General features: G+C 26.1%; 19 protein-coding genes. 15 read left to right on the top strand and 4 right to left on the bottom strand.

The window, feature by feature from the left end; all coding sequences use genetic code 11:
- The first annotated feature begins 81 nt into the window (after positions 1 to 81).
- The 10 genes from AVENP_RS09665 to AVENP_RS09620 all read left to right on the top strand — a co-directional run bounded on the left by AVENP_RS09665 (position 82) and on the right by AVENP_RS09620 (position 10,114).
- A complete protein-coding gene (locus AVENP_RS09665) occupies positions 82 to 1,656 on the top strand; it encodes a DUF262 domain-containing protein (RefSeq protein WP_128357971.1) in 1,575 nt (524 codons plus the stop codon).
- On the top strand, positions 1,653 to 3,311 hold the full coding sequence (locus AVENP_RS09660; RefSeq protein WP_128357972.1) for an ATP-binding protein: 1,659 nt from the start codon (positions 1,653 to 1,655) through the stop codon (positions 3,309 to 3,311). Before AVENP_RS09665 ends, AVENP_RS09660 begins: the two co-directional genes overlap by 4 nt.
- Before the next feature lie 48 nt (positions 3,312 to 3,359).
- Positions 3,360 to 3,785: an ArsC/Spx/MgsR family protein gene (locus tag AVENP_RS09655; protein ID WP_128357973.1), complete on the top strand. Its 426-nt coding sequence runs from the start codon at positions 3,360 to 3,362 to the stop codon at positions 3,783 to 3,785.
- On the top strand, positions 3,770 to 4,069 hold the full coding sequence (locus tag AVENP_RS09650; RefSeq protein ID WP_128357974.1) for a hypothetical protein: 300 nt from the start codon (positions 3,770 to 3,772) through the stop codon (positions 4,067 to 4,069). The genes AVENP_RS09655 and AVENP_RS09650 overlap by 16 nt, the downstream gene beginning before the upstream one ends.
- 12 nt (positions 4,070 to 4,081) lie before the next feature.
- Positions 4,082 to 4,561 carry a GreA/GreB family elongation factor gene (locus AVENP_RS09645; protein ID WP_128357975.1) on the top strand — a complete coding sequence of 160 codons (480 nt, stop codon included), beginning with the start codon at positions 4,082 to 4,084 and terminating at the stop codon, positions 4,559 to 4,561.
- A gap of 1 nt (position 4,562) precedes the next feature.
- The gene (locus tag AVENP_RS09640) at positions 4,563 to 5,486 is read left to right on the top strand and encodes a class I SAM-dependent methyltransferase (protein WP_128358192.1); all 924 of its coding nucleotides are present in this window, start codon (positions 4,563 to 4,565) and stop codon (positions 5,484 to 5,486) included.
- Between the two features lie 85 nt (positions 5,487 to 5,571).
- The gene (gene sstT / locus AVENP_RS09635) at positions 5,572 to 6,789 is read left to right on the top strand and encodes a serine/threonine transporter SstT (RefSeq protein ID WP_128357976.1); all 1,218 of its coding nucleotides are present in this window, start codon (positions 5,572 to 5,574) and stop codon (positions 6,787 to 6,789) included.
- A gap of 107 nt (positions 6,790 to 6,896) precedes the next feature.
- Complete coding sequence (locus tag AVENP_RS09630; protein ID WP_128357977.1) at positions 6,897 to 8,150, top strand: L-lactate MFS transporter; 1,254 nt, start codon at positions 6,897 to 6,899, stop codon at positions 8,148 to 8,150.
- Positions 8,151 to 8,259: 109 nt separating this feature from the next.
- On the top strand, positions 8,260 to 8,916 hold the full coding sequence (locus AVENP_RS09625; protein ID WP_128357978.1) for a FadR/GntR family transcriptional regulator: 657 nt from the start codon (positions 8,260 to 8,262) through the stop codon (positions 8,914 to 8,916).
- Positions 8,917 to 8,929: 13 nt separating this feature from the next.
- Positions 8,930 to 10,114, top strand: coding sequence for a CynX/NimT family MFS transporter (locus AVENP_RS09620; protein ID WP_128357979.1), 1,185 nt, complete (start codon positions 8,930 to 8,932; stop codon positions 10,112 to 10,114).
- 3 nt (positions 10,115 to 10,117) lie between these two features.
- Here the strand turns inward: AVENP_RS09620 and AVENP_RS09615 are convergent, their stop codons facing one another.
- Together AVENP_RS09615 and AVENP_RS09610 are read right to left on the bottom strand one after the other, a co-directional pair.
- On the bottom strand, positions 10,118 to 10,807 hold the full coding sequence (locus AVENP_RS09615; protein WP_118886621.1) for an SDR family NAD(P)-dependent oxidoreductase: 690 nt from the start codon (positions 10,805 to 10,807) through the stop codon (positions 10,118 to 10,120).
- The gene (locus tag AVENP_RS09610) at positions 10,807 to 11,637 is read right to left on the bottom strand and encodes a hypothetical protein (RefSeq protein WP_128357980.1); all 831 of its coding nucleotides are present in this window, start codon (positions 11,635 to 11,637) and stop codon (positions 10,807 to 10,809) included. Before AVENP_RS09610 ends, AVENP_RS09615 begins: the two co-directional genes overlap by 1 nt.
- An 83-nt stretch (positions 11,638 to 11,720) precedes the next feature.
- Here AVENP_RS09610 and AVENP_RS09605 point away from each other — a divergent pair, with 83 nt between their 5' ends.
- From AVENP_RS09605 to AVENP_RS09585, 5 genes are all read left to right on the top strand, one after another.
- A complete protein-coding gene (locus tag AVENP_RS09605) occupies positions 11,721 to 11,873 on the top strand; it encodes a hypothetical protein (protein WP_172664278.1) in 153 nt (50 codons plus the stop codon).
- Between the two features lie 97 nt (positions 11,874 to 11,970).
- Positions 11,971 to 13,035 (top strand): GGDEF domain-containing protein, encoded by a 1,065-nt coding sequence (locus AVENP_RS09600; RefSeq protein ID WP_128357981.1) that lies wholly within the window; start codon positions 11,971 to 11,973, stop codon positions 13,033 to 13,035.
- A 176-nt stretch (positions 13,036 to 13,211) separates the two neighbouring features.
- Positions 13,212 to 13,691 carry an HD domain-containing protein gene (locus tag AVENP_RS09595; RefSeq protein ID WP_128357982.1) on the top strand — a complete coding sequence of 160 codons (480 nt, stop codon included), beginning with the start codon at positions 13,212 to 13,214 and terminating at the stop codon, positions 13,689 to 13,691.
- Positions 13,692 to 13,748: 57 nt separating this feature from the next.
- Positions 13,749 to 14,879, top strand: a complete 1,131-nt coding sequence (locus AVENP_RS09590; RefSeq protein WP_128357983.1) for a hypothetical protein — start codon at positions 13,749 to 13,751, stop codon at positions 14,877 to 14,879.
- Between the two features lie 119 nt (positions 14,880 to 14,998).
- Complete coding sequence (locus tag AVENP_RS09585) at positions 14,999 to 16,087, top strand: CNNM domain-containing protein (protein ID WP_128357984.1); 1,089 nt, start codon at positions 14,999 to 15,001, stop codon at positions 16,085 to 16,087.
- Positions 16,088 to 16,109: 22 nt separating this feature from the next.
- Here the strand turns inward: AVENP_RS09585 and AVENP_RS09580 are convergent, their stop codons facing one another.
- Both AVENP_RS09580 and AVENP_RS09575 read right to left on the bottom strand, forming a co-directional pair.
- Positions 16,110 to 17,876: a L,D-transpeptidase family protein gene (locus AVENP_RS09580; RefSeq protein WP_128357985.1), complete on the bottom strand. Its 1,767-nt coding sequence runs from the start codon at positions 17,874 to 17,876 to the stop codon at positions 16,110 to 16,112.
- 119 nt (positions 17,877 to 17,995) lie between these two features.
- Positions 17,996 to 18,655 carry a tRNA-uridine aminocarboxypropyltransferase gene (locus AVENP_RS09575; RefSeq protein ID WP_128357986.1) on the bottom strand — a complete coding sequence of 220 codons (660 nt, stop codon included), beginning with the start codon at positions 18,653 to 18,655 and terminating at the stop codon, positions 17,996 to 17,998.
- Positions 18,656 to 18,678: the final 23 nt, after the last annotated feature.

Below are 18,678 nucleotides of genomic sequence, written 5' to 3'. Positions count from 1 at the left end.
ATATTTTAAAGTGAATAGTTATAAATACCTTATTTATAACAATTTAGTTAAAATAATTAATATAAATTTTAAAGGTTAAAAATGGCTTTACAATTAAATGCAGAACAAAAATATATATTAAAAATTTTTGGAGATAGAACTAAATATATTATTCCTCCTTATCAAAGAGCTTATTCTTGGACAGAAAGTGAATGCGATAAATTATTTGAAGATTTAAAAACAGCTTTTTATATAAATAAAACTGAAGGGTGTTTTCTGGGTAATATTATTTTAACTACATCTGTTAGAGATGAGTATGAAGTAATAGATGGACAACAAAGACTTACAACTTTAATCATGTTTTTAAAAGTTTTGTTTGCGTTTGATCAAAATAATAGAAAATTAAAAAATACTATTTGGATACTTGATGATAGAACCGATGCTGTTATAGAACAAAGGGTTAAAACAAATATTTTCATTGAAAAAGATTCTTTATCTTTCAATGAAGTTCTTAATGAAAATTATGAATATGAAAAGCTACTAAATAAAAATGAAAAGAAAGATAAATTTAAAACTAATATTCAGTTTTTTTATAAAAAAATAAAAGAATTTGTTTATCAAGATGGAAATGACATAAAAGATTTTATTGATTTTATTCTTTATGATGTTTCTTTATTACCAATATTTACAGAAGGTGAAGATACAGCAAAAGCAAGAGATAAAGCATTAAAAATATTTGAAACGATGAATAATAGAGGTATTCCTCTTGATGATACTGATATTTTTAAATCAAATCTTTACTATATGGCAAATCGTAAAAATGATACAGATAAATTTATAGAATTATGGAAAACTTTTGATGAAAGATGTGATGCACTTGATGAGTCAAAAGAAAATAAATTGAAATTGAGAGTTTTTAGGATTTATTCACATTTGGCAAGAGGTTTAAAAGGCATTAGAGGTTCTGAAATAGGACTTCGTGATTTTTTTGAAAAAATGGAATATTCACAATTTAAAAATAAATCTTATTATGAAATAATGGAAGATTTAAATAGTATTGTTGATGCAGTTGAATTTTTTGAAAAAAGAAAAAAACAAGCAGGAGATGAACTTGCAAAATGGTTTCAGCTTATAGATTTATATACAAATTCTTATCCTAAAGATACAATAATAATATATCTTGTAGAAAATGATTTAAATGATGAATTAATGACAATAAATTTTTCAAAATTTCTTGTCCGACAATCTTATTCTAAAGGTTCTACTGCACAAATTAAATATGATATGTATGATTTAATAGTAAAAATTGTTCATAAAGAATTGGATAATTCTTTTGAAATAAATTTTAATTTACCAAATTTATTTGGAAAATTAGATAAAGGTTTTGGACTTTTAGGTGTATATCTTAATCCTAAACAGTTATCTGTTTATCCATTTAATTTTATAAAAACAAAAGATATTATTTATTGTTCTGATGAATCAGATTATGATATTGGTAAGATATTACCTATAGATTTAACAAAAAAAGAAATAGATAATAAAAGTTCAAATTTTCTTGATGTGAATTTATTGTTAAATAATAGAAATAATGATGATAAATTAAGTGAAAATTTGAATATTCAAAGAATTCAAGATTTAACAGCACGATATGAACAATTTTTCAAAGGTGAGAAATGAAAATTAAAAAAGTAGAACTTAAGTATTTTAAATTTCATCAAGATTTAACTATCAATTTTAATGGTAAAAATGTTCTTATTTATGGAGAAAATGGAACAGGTAAAAGTTCTATTTATGAAGCTCTATATTCAAATTTTTATCATCAAAAAAGGTTAGATAAGGGTATAGATATACAAGAAACTTATCGTAATAGAAATTTTATTACAAATGATTTAGAAATAAATATAGATTTTGATAATGAAAAATTTTTGAATCGAAATTCTCAAGAATTATCACCTTTTGATATTCTAAATGTTGAAAATTTATCTGGAAAAACACCTTTATCAAAATATATGCTTATTGAGCCAAGTATATATTTCGCAAATGAAAAGATTTTAAATCGTATAGTAAAAGAAAATTTTTATATTGCATTAAATGAGACATTATTTGAACATTTTCCACAAATGAAAAGCAAATACACAAGTGAAAATGAAAATCATCATTTTAAGCGTTATAGCCAATTTAACAATCTCGAAATATTAAAGAAAAAGATAATTGAAAAAAGTGGTGATGATGCCCATAAAATTAGGGATGAATTTGAAAAAATAATCAAGTCAGAGAATGAATTATTACAATTTGTATTTGATACGGAGTTTCCAACCAATGAAATCAATAAAATAATAAATGGGTATTTTAGTGAGAATTTAAAAATTTCATTTGAAATTACTCCTGCCCAATCTGGAAATAGTGAAGTTTTAGAATTTTATCCACCAATTATAAAAATAAAAATTGATGATATAAATTGTAATGGAAAACTTTCTCAACATTATAATGAAGCAAAATTAAAGCTCATTGGTGTAGCTATTTATTTTGCTCTTGCTAAAAAATATGAAGATAAAAGTGATAATTTTAAACTTTTGGTTTTAGATGATTTTTTGACATCTTTGGATATGTCAAATCGAAAGTTGATTATGAAATACATTTTAGAAGAGTTTAAAGATTATCAAAAACTGATTTTGACCCATAATTTACAATTCTTTAATATGACTAGGAAGATGATTAATTTAGATAATGAAGAGAAAGAACAATGGGAAGTAAAAAAACTTTTTGTATATAATAATCAAGCTTTTTTATATGATAAAGATGTTAGTTATCTAAAAGATGCAAATGATAGTTTGAAGAGAGGAGATGAACATTCTGCAGGTAATTTTATAAGAAAAGAATTTGAAAGAATTGTTACTGAATTTGAGCAACTTTTAGAATTAGGAAGAGTAGAAGATTTACAAAATATGATTGATGCTTTAAAATCTACAGATAAACATTATATTTATTCGCACAAATTAATAAATTCATTTTATAAGAAGATAGAAGAAATTTTAGATAATAATCAATCTGATGAAATTAAATTAAATAGAATTAAGTCTGCATTTAAGCCACTTAATCAAACAGAGATTAGTTTTATAGATAAAATTGAAAATGAAGATGGAACAATATCTAAAGATAATATTCAATCTATAATAAAGCGAGGTGAATTTTATAAAAACTTTATTCTTAATTCAACTTCTCATGATGATAGTAATGCAGAAATCTATAAAGCAGAGTGTGAGAATGCAATTAAGATTTTAAAATATATAAATTTAATTATTAATAATTTAAAAGGTACAAAATATGAATAATATAATAAGGTATAGAATTTGCATATAAGTCTGTAAAAAAGAGAGATTATGAGCAATTTCACATTCTATAATTTTACGTTTTACGAAAAAACTGGTTGTAGCGGTAATGCTAAACAAAAAGAGTTATTAAAAAGTCATAACATATCTTTTAGTGTAAAAAGTCTGCTTGATACTTCATGGTCAAAAGAGACTCTAAGTGAGTTTTTCAAAGGTTTAGATGTAATTGATATATTTAATCCATTTGCTCCACAAATAAGAGATAAAGAGATAGATATAAACACTTTGTCAAAAGATGAAGCTATAACTCTTATGATAAAAAATCCAATTTTAATAAAAAGACCATTGTTAGATATAAATGGAGTTAAAGTTTGTGGATTTGATATTGAAAAAATAAACGAGTTATTAAATACAAATATAGATACAAACAAAAAACTAAATACCTGTTCAAGTAGTGACTCATGCACAAATGTTTAATTGAAATTTGCCAAGAGTTTGAAACTGTAAAAGATTTTCTAACAGATACTACTTCACAGAAAGAAGAGATAATAAATGCTCTTTTTTTAGATTTTATGGAGTGCTTTCCCTCAATAAAAGAGGAAAAATTAAAATATCCAAAAGAGTTTATCCATGATGTAAGTTTGTTTAATGAGGGAAATTTTATGCTTGTTCAAAAGTTCCAAGATGTTCAAATGAGATATTTAATGTTAAGTGATTTTTACGATTATGCAAGATTAACAAAGAAATATATAAAAACTTAATATAATTGCGCCATGCAAAAAGATTTAATTACAAAACATGGTTTCGAAAAAATAGTAAAAGAGTTCAAAGGTTTACTCAAAGAGAAAACCTATTGGGTGAAAGAGAAAGAAATCGCCGCTCAACTTGGCGATAGAAGTGAAAATGCTGAATATATATCTGCAAAAGAACAGATACGAAATACCGATAAAAGACTTGGTTTTTTAGATAGGATTATAAATAATAGTGAAGTTATTGATATATCTTTGATTCCACATACAAGAGTGAATTTTGGATCAGTTGTTGTGGTTGAAAATTTGAATACTCAAAAAGAGAAAACTTTTATAATTCTAGGAACACACGAAACAAATCCAAATGAAAATAAAATATCAAATAAATCTCCAGTTGGTAGAGCTTTGTTAAATAAAACTTTAAATGAAGAGTTTGAATTTTCTATAAATGATAACTTCTTCGAATACAAAATAATTTCAATAAAAGAGTATAAGTTTGAATAGTATAAATATAGAAAAATTAAAAGAGATAATTCTTAAAAATCTTGAAAATAAAAGTGTAGATTTTAAGAGAGTTTTTCACGGTCGTGGGAACTTTTATGATGATTTTAATTACTTAGTGGTTGATAGTATAAATGATATTTTAATGGCTACTTTTTTTGAAGAAGTTGATGTTGATACTCAAAAAGAGATAACAAAAATACTTGATGAGGTTTATGCAACAAAAGGTTTTAAAACTTTTATAATTCAAAGAAGATATAAAAAAGATAATCTTTATGAAATTCTAAGGGGAAAAATCCCTGAAAATCCCATTGCCTATGAAAATGGTTTAAAATATGCGCTGAATTTTTCAAATCAAAATATAGGAATTTTTCCAGATATGAAAAATGGAAGAAGTTTTATAAAAGAGATTTCAAAAGATAAAAATGTGTTAAATCTTTTCTCTTATACTTGCGCTTTTTCAGTAAGTGCTATAAGTGGTGGAGCTTTAAAAGTTGTAAATGTTGATATGGCTAAAAATGCACTAACAACGGGAAGAATAAATCATCATCTAAATAATTTAGACACAAAAAAAGTAAAATTTTTACCCTATGATATTTTAAAATCATGGAATAGAATCAAAAAAGAAGGGCCTTATGAGATTATCGTAATTGATCCACCATCTTTTCAAAAGGGAAGTTTTGAAGCTAGCAAAGATTATGAAAAAATAATCAGAAGATTAAACGAATTAGCAGCTCCAGACTGTACAATTTTATCGTGTTTAAATGCTCCTGAACTTGATTCTGATTTTATAAAAAATAAATTCTCAGAGTTTGCACCATCTTTTAAATTTGTAAAAAGACTTGAAAATGTAGAAGAATTTGTAGCAATAGATGAAGAAAAAAGCTTGAAAAATTTAGTGTTTAAAATGAAATTAATAGATAATTAATAAATAATTAACAGATAATCAATATTAAAAAATATCTTAGCTATACTTAGAAACTTTTAGAAATTATTAAGTAGGGGATTTTTTTATGGAACGTAAAAATGGGATTATCGAAAGATATGTAAATGGTAATTTAGTATTACAAATATTGGTTGGTATAGTATTGGGTGTTGTTGTTGCCATGATTTCAAAAGATTTAGCTATGTCTTTTTCAATTTTAGGAACACTTTTTGTAAAAGCATTAAAGGCTATTGCTCCAATTTTGGTTTTTATTTTAGTTGCTTCTGCAATTATTAAAAAAGAAGTTGGTGTAAAAACTGGTATGAAACCAATTTTAACTTTGTATTTTATTGGAACATTTTTATCTGCATTAACTGCTGTTGTTGTAAGTTTCTTATTTCCTATTAATCTTGTATTATTAGAAGGGACTACTGAGTCATTAACTCATCCAACAAATATTATAGAAGTATTAAAAACAGTTTTATTTAATATTGTTGATAATCCAATAAATGCACTTCAAAGTGGAAATTTTATAGGTATATTAGCATGGGCAATTGCAATTGGTTTTGCAATGCATTATAGTTCAAATGAAACAAAAAAAGTATTTGAAGATGTATCAATAGGTATTACAAAAATTGTTGGTTTCATAATAAAACTTGCTCCTTTTGGTATCTTTGGACTTGTTGCTGATACCTTTGCCCAAACAGGTTTTACTTCACTTTTAAGTTATTCTAAATTGTTACTAGTATTAGTTGGAACAATGCTATTTGTAGCTTTTGTTATTAATCCAATTATTGTATATTTAAAAACAAAATCAAACCCATTTCCTTTGATTTTTACTTGTATTAAAGAAAGTGGAATCACAGCTTTTTTCACTAGAAGTAGTGCTGCAAATATCCCTGTAAATTTAAGTTTATGTAAAAAACTCAACTTAAATGAAGATACATATTCTATTTCTATTCCATTGGGTGCAACAATAAATATGGCTGGAGCAGCTGTTACAATTACTGTATTAACTTTGGCTACTGTACATACTTTAGGAATTAGTATTGATATTGGAACGGCACTTTTATTAAGTATTATCGCTTCTATTGCTGCTTGTGGAGTTTCAGGAGTTGCTGGTGGTTCTTTACTTTTAATTCCTCTTGCTTGTTCTTTATTTGGTATCTCAAATGATGTTGCCCTTCAAGTTGTGGCAATAGGATTTGTAATTAGTGTTCTTCAAGATTCTATGGAAACAGCACTTAATTCTTCAACTGATGTAATTTTTACAGCTGCTTGTCATAAAAAAGATTCAGATATTTGAATCTTTTTTAATAAGAATGAATAAAAGGTAAATTAATTTAATACTTTTATCTAGTTATAAAAAAAAATCGTTAAAATCCTAACTATATTATATTTAGGGATTAATTAATGGTAGAAAAAAATCGTTGGCTAATGGCTTTAAGTGCTGTTGGTGTTCATATATGTATTGGTTCTGTTTATGCTTGGAGTGTTTATGTAAAACCTATCCAAGCTCAAATGAACTGGGATTTAACAGATGTTACTATTGCTTTTAGTGTTGCCATTTTCTTTTTGGGACTATCAGCTGCGTTAATGGGAAAATTTGTTGAAAAAAATGGTCCAAGAGTTTCTGCAATAATTGCAGCTTCACTTTTTGGTCTTGGAACTATGGGTTCAGGACTAGCAATAATGATGGAATCAAAACTGTTGTTATACTTTTTCTATGGAGTTTTAGGTGGTTGTGGTTTGGGAATTGGATATATTTCGCCAGTTTCAACACTTGTAAAATGGTTTCCTGATAAAAGAGGAATGGCAACAGGACTTGCAATCATGGGATTTGGTTTTGCTTCTGCTGTTTGGGGACCAACGATTAAGATTTTGATTGAAGCTGTTGGAATTTCTGGAACATTTTTTATTCTGGGAGCAACTTATTTTGTGATAATGTTTGCTTCTGCTTTATATCTTGAAAAACCACATGATGAGTATTTACCAAAAAGATTTGAGCAAAAAATCAAAGAGGGTAAAAAGAAAATTAAAGAAGATTTAGCTTTCATTGGTTTAAATGAAGCTGTTAAAACTCCTAGATTTTATGGTCTTTGGATAATGTTATTTATAAATATCACTTGTGGTATTGCAATTATTGGAGTTGCTTCTCCACTTTTACAAGAGGTTTTAGGAATGACTGCAATCGCTGCAGCTGCAGCCGTTGGTTTAATGGGAATTTTTAATGGAGCAGGGCGACTTATTTGGGCATCATTAAGTGATTATTTAACAAGACCAATTGTATATGTAATATTTTTTGCAACTCAAATTGTGGCATTTTATATGTTGCCATCAATTAAAGAGATAGTTGTATTTCAAGTAGTTTTATACTTTATTATGACTTGTTATGGTGGAGGATTTGCTTCAATTCCTGCCTATATCGGAGATATTTTTGGAACAAAAGAACTTGGTGCAATTCATGGATATATTTTAACAGCATGGGCAGCAGCTGGGCTTGTTGGACCACTAATTATCTCAATGGTAAAAGATGCAACTGGTTCATACTCTCAAACACTTTACGTATTTGCAGGATTCTTTATCCTTGCATTTATAGTTTCAATTGCTATGATTATAAACATCAAATCAATTCAAAAGAAAAAATTAAAACATCATAATCACTAAAAAAAGCAGGGTAACTCCTGCTTTTTACATTCATTTGACTTTTCTGCAAATTTCTATTATTATTCAACTTGTCCAATGATTGGATGAATTATGAATATTAGGCAAAATTATGGAAATTAATAAACCAATAAAAGTATCACTACCAAAACAAATATCAATTGAAATAGAAAAAGCTATTAAAAAAGGCACTTTTAAAATAGGAGAAAAAATTCCCTCAGAGCCTGATTTAGTTAAGGCCTTTGAAGTTAGCAGAAACACAATTCGTGAAGCAGTTCAATCTTTAATTCAAGCAGGAGTTTTAGAATCACGACAAGGTGATGGAACTTACGTTTTAGCAACTAGCAGATTTGAAGCAAATATTTTAAATCGTTTAAGTAATTCAAAAATTTCAGAAGTAGATGAAGTAAGATTTTATTTAGAGAGAGAAATTGTTAAATTAGCAGCTTTAAGAAGAACTCAAAGTGATTTAATAGAGATTAAAAAAACACTAGAAAATAAGAGTTTAACAAATGGTTCTTTCAAAGAAAATAGTGAAGCTGATATTGAGTTTCACTTAAGTATTGCAAAAGCTTCTCATAATTCTATTTTTTATGATTTGTATAAATCTATATCTTCATATATTTGTACTTCAATTGAAGAAAAATTGCAGTTAACTCAAATGGAAGAAGAGTTAATCTTCCAATTACATAAAGACCTTTATGAAGCTATTTCTTCACAAGATAGTAAAAAAGCAGAAGAAGTAATAAATAAAATTTTTGAAATTTAATAAAGGAAACTATATGAAATTTAATTCACATTTATTTATGGTTTTTTTAGGAATACTTCTTGTTTCATTTAATCTAAGAGCGCCTATTACTTCAGTTGGGCCTATTACAGATTTGATACAAAATGAATACTCTTTAAGTAATAGTGTGGCAGGTCTTATTACTACACTTCCTTTATTAGCTTTTGCAATATTTTCTCCTTTTGTTGCAAAAATGAATCATAAATTTGGACATGGTTTAACCATGTTAGGTGGGCTTATTTTAATAATCATAGGAGAGCTAGTTCGTTCTTATACAAATGTTTATGGATTATTTATAGGTACTATGTTTATTGGACTTGGTATTGCCATTGGTAATGTTTTAATTCCTAGTGTAATAAAACATAAATTTAAGAAAAATGTTGGAAATATTATAAGTATTTATATAACAAGTATGTGTATATTTGCAGCCTTAGGAGCAGGAATTAGTATTCCTGCAACAAATGTTTTAGGTTGGAATACTTCATTAGCTATGTGGGGAATTCTAGCTTTTATTGCTTTATTAATATGGTTACCACAACTTAAAAAAAGTGAAGAATATAACAATAATGATGACTTAGCAATAGAAAAAAGAATTCAAAGTAAAACAATATGGAAATCACCACTTGCTTGGTGGGTGACTTTATATATGGGAACTCAATCATTCTTATTTTATACATTAATTGCATGGATTCCTTCTATTATAATTTTTAAAGGGTTAGATAGTCATTTTGCTGGAATGATGGCATTATTATTTCAATTAGTAGCTTTACCTGCAACTCTTTTAGTCCCTATAATTGCAAATAAAATCAAACATCAAAAGTTAATTGCTACGATTATTTCTTTAAATTATTTAGCTGGAATGGTAATATTTTTATTTGTAACATCTTCATTTGGAATAATTATTTCAATGGTATTTATAGGAATTGGAATGGGTGGAGCTATAAGTCTTGCAATAGGATTTATTACACAAAGAACTCCCCATGCAAAAAAAGCAGCAGAACTTTCTGGAATGTCCCAATCAGCTGGATATTTATTAGCAGCTGTTGGACCAATTTTATTGGGTTTTATGTTCGATATAACAAAATCATGGACAAGTTCAATAATAGTTTTAATAGTAGCTATTATATTATTAATCTTATTTGGATTAAAAGCTGGAAGAGCTGAAGTAACCCATCATTGATATTTAGATTTTTCTTACATCCACGTAAGAGCCAGATTCAAATTCATCTATTCTATCTATTAAATTATCTAGTTTAATAACCGTTTCTTCAGGAGTTTGAACAACTCCTTCATTTAATTTTTTTGCAGATGGAAAAATATTTTCATCTAATTCAAATCTTATATAATCAGTCATAGCTGTTTTTATAACCCCAGGAGCTACTGCTAGAAGTTTTGTATTTAACATCTCATATGAGTAAAGATTTATTAGCATATTTACTCCTGCTTTTGACAAAGAGTATGAACCCCAACCTTTATAACCAGTTATTGAAGCTCCCGAAGAGATAGCTAAAATATTTTTTACTTTTGTTTTTTCTAAGATATCAAGAAGTTCTTTGTTTGCATAAACATTTACATTATATACTTCTTGCATTTCACTTGTTGATAACTCATCTAAAACTCTAATCTTTCCCAACATTCCAGCATTTAGGAAAACGGTTTCAATTTGCGAAATATCTTGAATAATTGGGCTTAAAATTTCTTTTATTTTTGAAACTTCTGATAAATCAAAAACAATATGAGTGAAATTTATATTTTCAATGTTTAATTTAGTTCTACTAATACCATAAACTCTAAAACCTTTTTCTAAATAGTAGTTTGTAAGTGCAAGTCCCAGTCCAGAACTACAACCTGTGATTAAAATATTTTTTTTCATTAGTTTTTCCTCATATTAAATATTGATTTTACAAAAGCGTATAGTAGATACAAAAATATTATAGGTAAAAGTATAGTTTGAAAAATAAAAACTATGATTAAATCAATAATATATTGGCTTGAATTATCAACTGCTTCTTTGTAGTCATTAACCTTTTTTTCATAATAACTGCTGTCAAATTTTTCCATAACTTTATTGAAAAATGAACTCTCTTCTTTTTGAGTTATTGTCTCTTGATTTATTTTAATAACATCATCTTTTACATTTAAAATATCTTGATTTAACTCATCAATGTTGTATTGAGGTTTTACAAAATAGTTGTAAGAAACTTCGTTTACATAACCAATCATTGGAATTGCAAATCTTAAAAATAGAAGAATAAAAGTAATTTTAAAAAACAGATCTCTTAATCTTTCATCATTTGTAAATCGCTTAAAAAGCCAAATGTTAAAAACTATAATAAAAGTAAATAAAATGTAGTTATAAATATCATTTGTCACAAAATTTAGCAAGATTTTTTGAATACCAAGTGAAACCATACTTGCTAACATCACAAGGGAAAATTGCTCAACTAAGTCATTTATAGGGTCAAGTATTTCTCCAACTGCAACTATTACAAAAGGCAGATTTAACTCCGTTCCTTGCGCTAGTGAAATCACAGCATTTAAAGCTTTTGCACTTCCAAATACAATAACAGATTGTTTGAATGAATCATCAACAAGTCTTTTTGCATTGTCATCAATAGTAAAAGTCAAAGCAAAACAAAGGGCGAATAGGGTAAGAGTAACTAATAAAAGTTTGTTCCAGTTTTGTATAATAAATGTTTTCATAGTATTGATTATAGCAGATTATCTTTGATAGATTTTTTACTTAAATTTTAAAATTAAGTTATACTGTAAAAAAAGGATTTTCCATGGAAATAGTAACTTTTTTTATCTATCTTGTAATGTTTCTTATAGCATTTGTCCTAAGTTTTGCAAGTGTAAAGTATTTTATAACTATGTGGAAATTTAAAAATAGAAAAAAAGATGGAAGCCAAGATGATGATTTTAAAAGGTTTGATTAATAATAAAGAATATTGTTATATATTTTCTCTGATTTTCTATAGGATAAATATAGTAAAAATTTGTAATAATAAATTACCTTAGAAAAAAGAAATAAATATGACTAATTTGAATATACAAAAATTTGATACTTTTGATATTTTCTTTGAGAAAAGAATTTTTCCAAGATTTCTTATATTTAGCTATTTAGGTCTTTTTTTAGCAGTTTTATATTTACCTTTTGATTATTCTTTTTATAAAAATACTCCTTATTTAGTTGGTGCTTTAGTATTAAGATGTATTGCAATATTTTTTGCAATAATGGTTGTCTTAGCTGTAAAATTAGATTCTTTTGCAAATAAAAGAGTAATCGCTGTTACAACTTTTGGGACTTTAGGATATGCAGTTTTAACAATTAGTTATGTAAGTTATGATGCACCATCTTTTTTTGTTATGTATAATTGGTTTTTTTATTTGGTTGCTACCATGATGTTGGGTGCTTTAATGACAAAAAAGATTTTTATCATAATGGAAAGCTTTCAAATATCAATTGTGATTTTATTGATGTTATATTTTTCAAAAAGTTCTGAAGATATTTTTTTGTATTGTATGGTCTCTTTTTCTTTAGTTTTTTATGTTTATGCTGTGGTTGCATTAAATAGAAAAAATGGTGAAGAATCATATGCAAATGCCCATCGTATGTATATTATTTCTTCTACAGACGGTTTATCAGGTCTTTTAAATCGTAGAACTTGGTATGAAAAATGCGAATTCTTTTTTCAAAAAATGGACAATATTTCATTTATTATGTTGGATATTGATTTTTTCAAAAAAATAAATGATACTTATGGACATGATACAGGAGATGTTGTTATAAAAGAAGTATCAAATATTTTAGTTGAACAAACTAGAGATAAAGATATTTTAGGAAGATTAGGTGGCGAAGAATTTGGTATTTTTTTATTAAATAGCACTTTGGAAGAAATTTTAAAAATCGCACAAAGAATAAAAGATAAGATTCAAGAAACAACAATAATTCATAATGTAAATTCTATAAATATCACCATAAGTATTGGTATTTCATTGAAAAATGAAAACACAAAAACTCTTTTGGAACTTATTAAACAAGCAGATATAAATCTATATGAAGCAAAACAGACAGGAAGAAATAAAATAGTATTTTAATATTTCTAAAATCTCAAAATAATTCATAAGTATTAGCTTAAAAATTTTGAATTAGCCATTAAATTTTTATTTTATTAGATAGTGTAATAAATAATCTCTGAAACATATAGAAAAATAATTTTAAACAAAATATTCTATCTAAATGATATAAAAACAACTTAATGCTATCATTGCACATGAAATTAAAAAGAGTATTTAAAAAAGAGTTTTTCATAACTCTATTTATCAAACAAAATAAGTGGCATAGATTTGGTGTTTTAGTTCACACTTTAGCAGTTGTAGTGCAGGTTTTAAAAGCAAAAGAATACAAGATGATTCCTGCTGCATTTTTACACGATGTTGGAAAACCTTATGTTGCTTTTCAAAATGAAAAGGACAAAATTACCAATGAATATTCTTTTCATAATCACGAAGAGATGAGTTATCACATTATTAAAAATTGGAAACTTTCTGAATATACAAAAAAATTAGTGCGTTATCACTATCTTTTTAGAGGTATGCAAAAAGCACAAGAGAAAAATCATATGGGAAGATATAGTCGTATGAAAAGAAGTTTTGATAGTTTAGATGAAGAGTTTATCTCTGATTTAAAACTTTTTATGAAGTTTGATGATATGGGGAAGATAAGTTTTTTCAAAACTAAAGATAATATCTAAGCTATTTAAAATTTTTTTGGCTATAATCTAAGCTATTATAGAAATAGAAGAGAACACTTGCAATTTACAATAAACGAAAAAATAAAACAATTAAATATAGAAGATATAAAAGAAAATCTTTTCCATTATTCATACGATAGTAAAAGCTTAAAAGCCTTAGTTAAAAACAATACTTCAAAAGAAGATTTATCATATATTTCAGCATACAGCAGCTTCAAAGGCGAAGTTTACGAAAACATAGTTTACGAACTTTTACTTCAATATACACTTACCCAAGATGAAATCACAAGATTTGTACTAAAAGGGCCTTATCAAGATAAAGAAAATCTTTTTATTAAAAGTGGACTTTTAATAGATAGAAGTTCTCAAATAGTTTATAAATCAGCTTATAAAGATATTAGTGAGTTTGATGCTATGTTTTTTACAAAAGATAGTGTTTACTTTGTTGAGATGAGTACTTCAAAAAAAACTTCAAGTTTAAATAAAAGACTTACAAAAAAATATGCTCTTTTAAAAATGATTTTCCCAACTTTAATAATCAAAGCATTAATAGTTGTAACAGTTGGGTCAACTGGACTTAAAAACTTCCCTGAATATGCAACTATTTGGATTACAAATGATTTAGAAGATGAAGAGTTAATCGAAAAAATCATTTTTGCTAAAAAAGTAAAAAATGATGTTCAGACTCTAAAAGCTCCAAGAAATTCTAAATATATTGAAGCTTATAAAGTAAAATATAAGAAGTTCCAATATTTTCCTACATTAGAATGGATTTTAAATAAATCAAGAGAAAATCCAAAATTTCCTGTGGATTTAAAATTCTTTTCTTCGCCAAAACTTGGACTTTATTTTGATATTTTTACCAAACTTTATATTGGTTTTATAAACACAGATGAGTTTTTAGTTTTATATCCAGAATTTGAACTAAAAATTAGATTTGATAGGATAATTGTAACTATAGAAAAAGTAAATCAAACTCAACTTGATATTGTTTATTATGCAAAAGAGACAAATGGAAAACTAAAAAGAGTGAGACTTGAAGAAAACGGTATTTCAATAAAAGATAAAGAATTAGATGGTTTTACTAATGCAGAAGTTAGATTTTTTATGAAAATACTCGAAGATAAACATCACTTAAGTGTAGAAAATATAAACCATGTTTTAAATAATATTTCTTTAATTAAGTGAAAACTTTATCTAAACTTATGCTATAATATCGCTCAAAATTTAAAAAGGACAAAAAAAATGAACTCAAATGACTCCTATTATAGGCGTACTTTAAACTTTTCTCATATGGGGTGTTCAAAATGACCCTTCTTCTTACTTATCTCTCAATAGCGTTATTAATTTCTTTCATGTGTTCTGTTTTAGAAGCTGTTTTATTATCAAGTACTTCTTCTTATATAGAAACATTGTCAAAAAATGGTGATAGTTTAAAAGCTGTTAGATTGTTAAAAGAGTTAAAATCAAATATAGATAAACCAATATCTTCAATTTTAACACTTAATACTTTTGCTCATACAATGGGAGCAGCAGGTGTTGGTGCGCAAGCTCAAATATTATTTGGGGATGAATGGCAAACTGCTATTGCTTTTATTTTAACTTTATTGATTCTTTATGTATCTGAAATAATCCCAAAAACAATTGGTGCTATTTATTGGAAAGGCTTATTAATTCCAGCTGCTTATATAATATCATTTATGATAAAAGTAACTTATCCTTTAGTTTGGTTTTCAAGTCTTATAACAAACTATATTTCAAAAGGCAGAAAAGATGAGATTAACTTTTCAAGAGATGAAATTATGGCAGTTGTTTCATTAAGTGAAAAAGAGGGTTCAATTCACTCAAAAGAGAGTGTTTTAATTGAGAACCTTTTCAAATTAAAAAACATTAAAACAAAAGAGATAATGACTCCTCGAAGTGTAGTGTTTGCACTTAATGAAAATGTTACAGTTGAAGAAGCTATTGAAAATGATAAAATGTATATTCACTCAAGAATACCAATTTATAATGAATCAATAGATGATATTATAGGAATAGTATTTAATCAAACTATTTTAGAAGAGAGTGTTGAAGAACGAGATAATACTTTATTAAAAGACATTACTGTTCCAGTTCATAAGATTTCAGAGAATGTACCAGTTTCTTTGTTAATAGATTTATTTGTAAAACGAAAAACACATCTATTTATTGTTCATGATAATTATGGACAAACAAGTGGTGTTGTAACACTAGAAGATGCAATTGAAACGCTATTAGGTGTTGAAATAGTTGATGAAATGGATGAAGTTGAAGATATGCAAGCATTTGCAAAAGATAAAAATAAACAATTCCAAGATAAATTATTAGTAGAAAAAAAGAGATTACAAAAATTAGATTTGTCTAAACAAATCTAATCTATCCTTTAATCAAAAAGAGTTATAACAAAAACTCTTTTTGAAGCTTATCAAAGTTATAAATATCTTCCCTAAATTGTAAAACTCCATTTTCATCAACCCAAGAAGTTAGATAAACTATATGAATAGGAATCTTTTTATTTAATCCAATAGCTTTTTCACTTGTTACATTTGCTAAAATATCATTTGCTTTATCTATATCTAAATTAGAATCTTCATCTGCAATAGTTGTTAGCAGATCTTGAGGTTTAGAAAGTCTAATACAGCCATGAGAAAAAGCTCTTCTAGCATTTGCAAATAAATACTTTGCTGGTGTATCATGAAGATAAACAGCATGTTTATTTGGAAACATAAATTTCATTTTCCCAAGTGGATTATCTTTATTTGAATTTTGAGAGAATCTAAAACTTTTCAAATACTCTTCATCTTGTAATATTGCACTATCTAAAACATCTTTTGAATCTATTTTTTCAGTGCCTCCATTCCATCCAGCATAAATATCTATTCCTTTATCGGCTAAGTAGTTTGGATCTTTTAAAAGCTTAGGAATAAGTTCATTTTTTGCAATACTATCAGGAATATTCCAGTTTGGATTTAAAACAACATAAGACATTTTATCTGAGAAAATTGGTGTTGGGAATTTTGCATCACCTACAATAACTGCCATATTTAATTTTACTTCATCATTTTCGTATAGTTTTAATCTATACTCAGGAATATTAACAAGTAGATATTTCTCACCTAAATTTCTAGGAAGCCATCTCATTCTTTCAAGATTTAGTCTTATAATTGCAATTTTTTTACTTGCAGAGATATTTATAAATCTTTGAGTTTGAGTTCCAACTATTCCATCTGCAAATAAACCATGTTTTTTCTGAAAAGAGATAACGGCATTTTTTAAATCTTCATCAAAAATATTTTCACAATTTGCTCTTAATTTTACATTTTCACTATTTTCTTGCTCTGTTGATGTATTTATTGTATTTGTATTATCATTAATAATACTTTGTTCATTTTGAGTATTTTCACATTGTGTATTTAAATCTTTACTCTGTGCTAATCTTTTTCGTAAAATTGGAAGAACCTCTGAAACATCACCAATTCTTAAAGATTTAGATTCTGGAACTTTTGTATATCCACCATTTGCAGAGATTTTTTCTAGTTCATCAATTGCAGAAATCAACTCTTTTACTTGAGGATAATTAAAATCAAGTCCGTTTAAAACATCAAGTAAATCATTTTTTTCAACAACTTTTTTTAGTAATTGTTTTGGGTCTTCTTTTAAACTATATTTATCCCAAGTAGCTTTTATTTCTGTTTGTTTTTCACGTTCTGCTAATTTTTCTTCAAATTCATTCCATTTTATAGAGCCTTTTGAAATATATGTAACATATCTATCAAATAATTCAGTTAACATAAAATCAATTTTTACTATTTTTTCAAGATATTTACTATCAGATTTATCCAATGAATTTAAATTTTTTTCAACTTCATCTAATCTGAATATTTTATTTATATGTGGTTTTAATACAGGGTCATTTTTGATTCTATTTATAAGAGAAAGTCCAATGCTTTTTATACCATTTTTATCTATCCAATAAGCAGAATAATCATTTTTAACATAGTAGTCATTAAGATTTTTTTTACTTATTAGTAAATCTTCATAATTATTGTTTAAAAGTGATTTTATATCTTTTTTAACTTCTAGTTCAAAAGGTAGTTTTGAATTATTAGCAGATAAGGAACAGTTAATTATTATTAATAAAATAATAAATTTTAAATTTAGCATATGCACAATCTCCGTAGTAGTAATCTAATTAAAGATTTTAAAATACCCAAATTTCCATTAAAAACTTGAACAAATAATATTCTTGAAAATAAAATTTTTAAAATAGTAGAGTTAATACACTAAATAGGTTTTTTATAGGGAATTTTATATCTAATATCATTTTCATTAAAGGCGCATTTTACTTGATAATCTACCATTTTTTCAAAAGGATTTAAAAAGTTTTCTAAAGATTCTGATGAAATATTTTCTACATTTTGTAAATTTAAGAGTTCAAGTATACATAAAGTTGATTCTATTGTAGAAAGACAATATTGATTTGGTTGAGTTTTTATTTTAAATTGTGATGATTTATCATGTTCAAAACTAACTTTATTCAAACCATGTAAATTTGAACTAAGTCTTAGCATTTTTTTTGAACAAGGCCACGTTGAATCTATTATAAAAATAAGTGCTTTTTTTTCACTTGGAAGTTTTTGAGTATTTAATTTTATACTATCAATTCCAGGATATAAGATATAAGCTTCATAGGTTTTGTCATTTAAGAGCTCATTTACTTTTTTGTGGTTTGTAAAATCAACGCCCACATATAACTCGGAATTTTTTAGGGAATTATTAGTCATATGACCAGTTCCATTTTTTGTTTTTCTATACTCTTTTGGATGCATCAAAATAACAAACTTTGTATTAGTTTGTATTGGATTTATTATGTATTCGCAAACACATGAACTTTTTGGTCTATAACATTTATAACATACTTCTCTATTTTCAAACTCTTGCAATTCTTCTACTTTTTTATTTTTGG

It is taken from the genome of Arcobacter venerupis (assembly GCF_013201665.1).
Lineage (GTDB): Bacteria > Campylobacterota > Campylobacteria > Campylobacterales > Arcobacteraceae > Aliarcobacter > Aliarcobacter venerupis.
The sequence above is the reverse complement of the archived record's forward strand: the minus strand, read 5'-3'. Positions and strand labels throughout refer to the sequence as shown.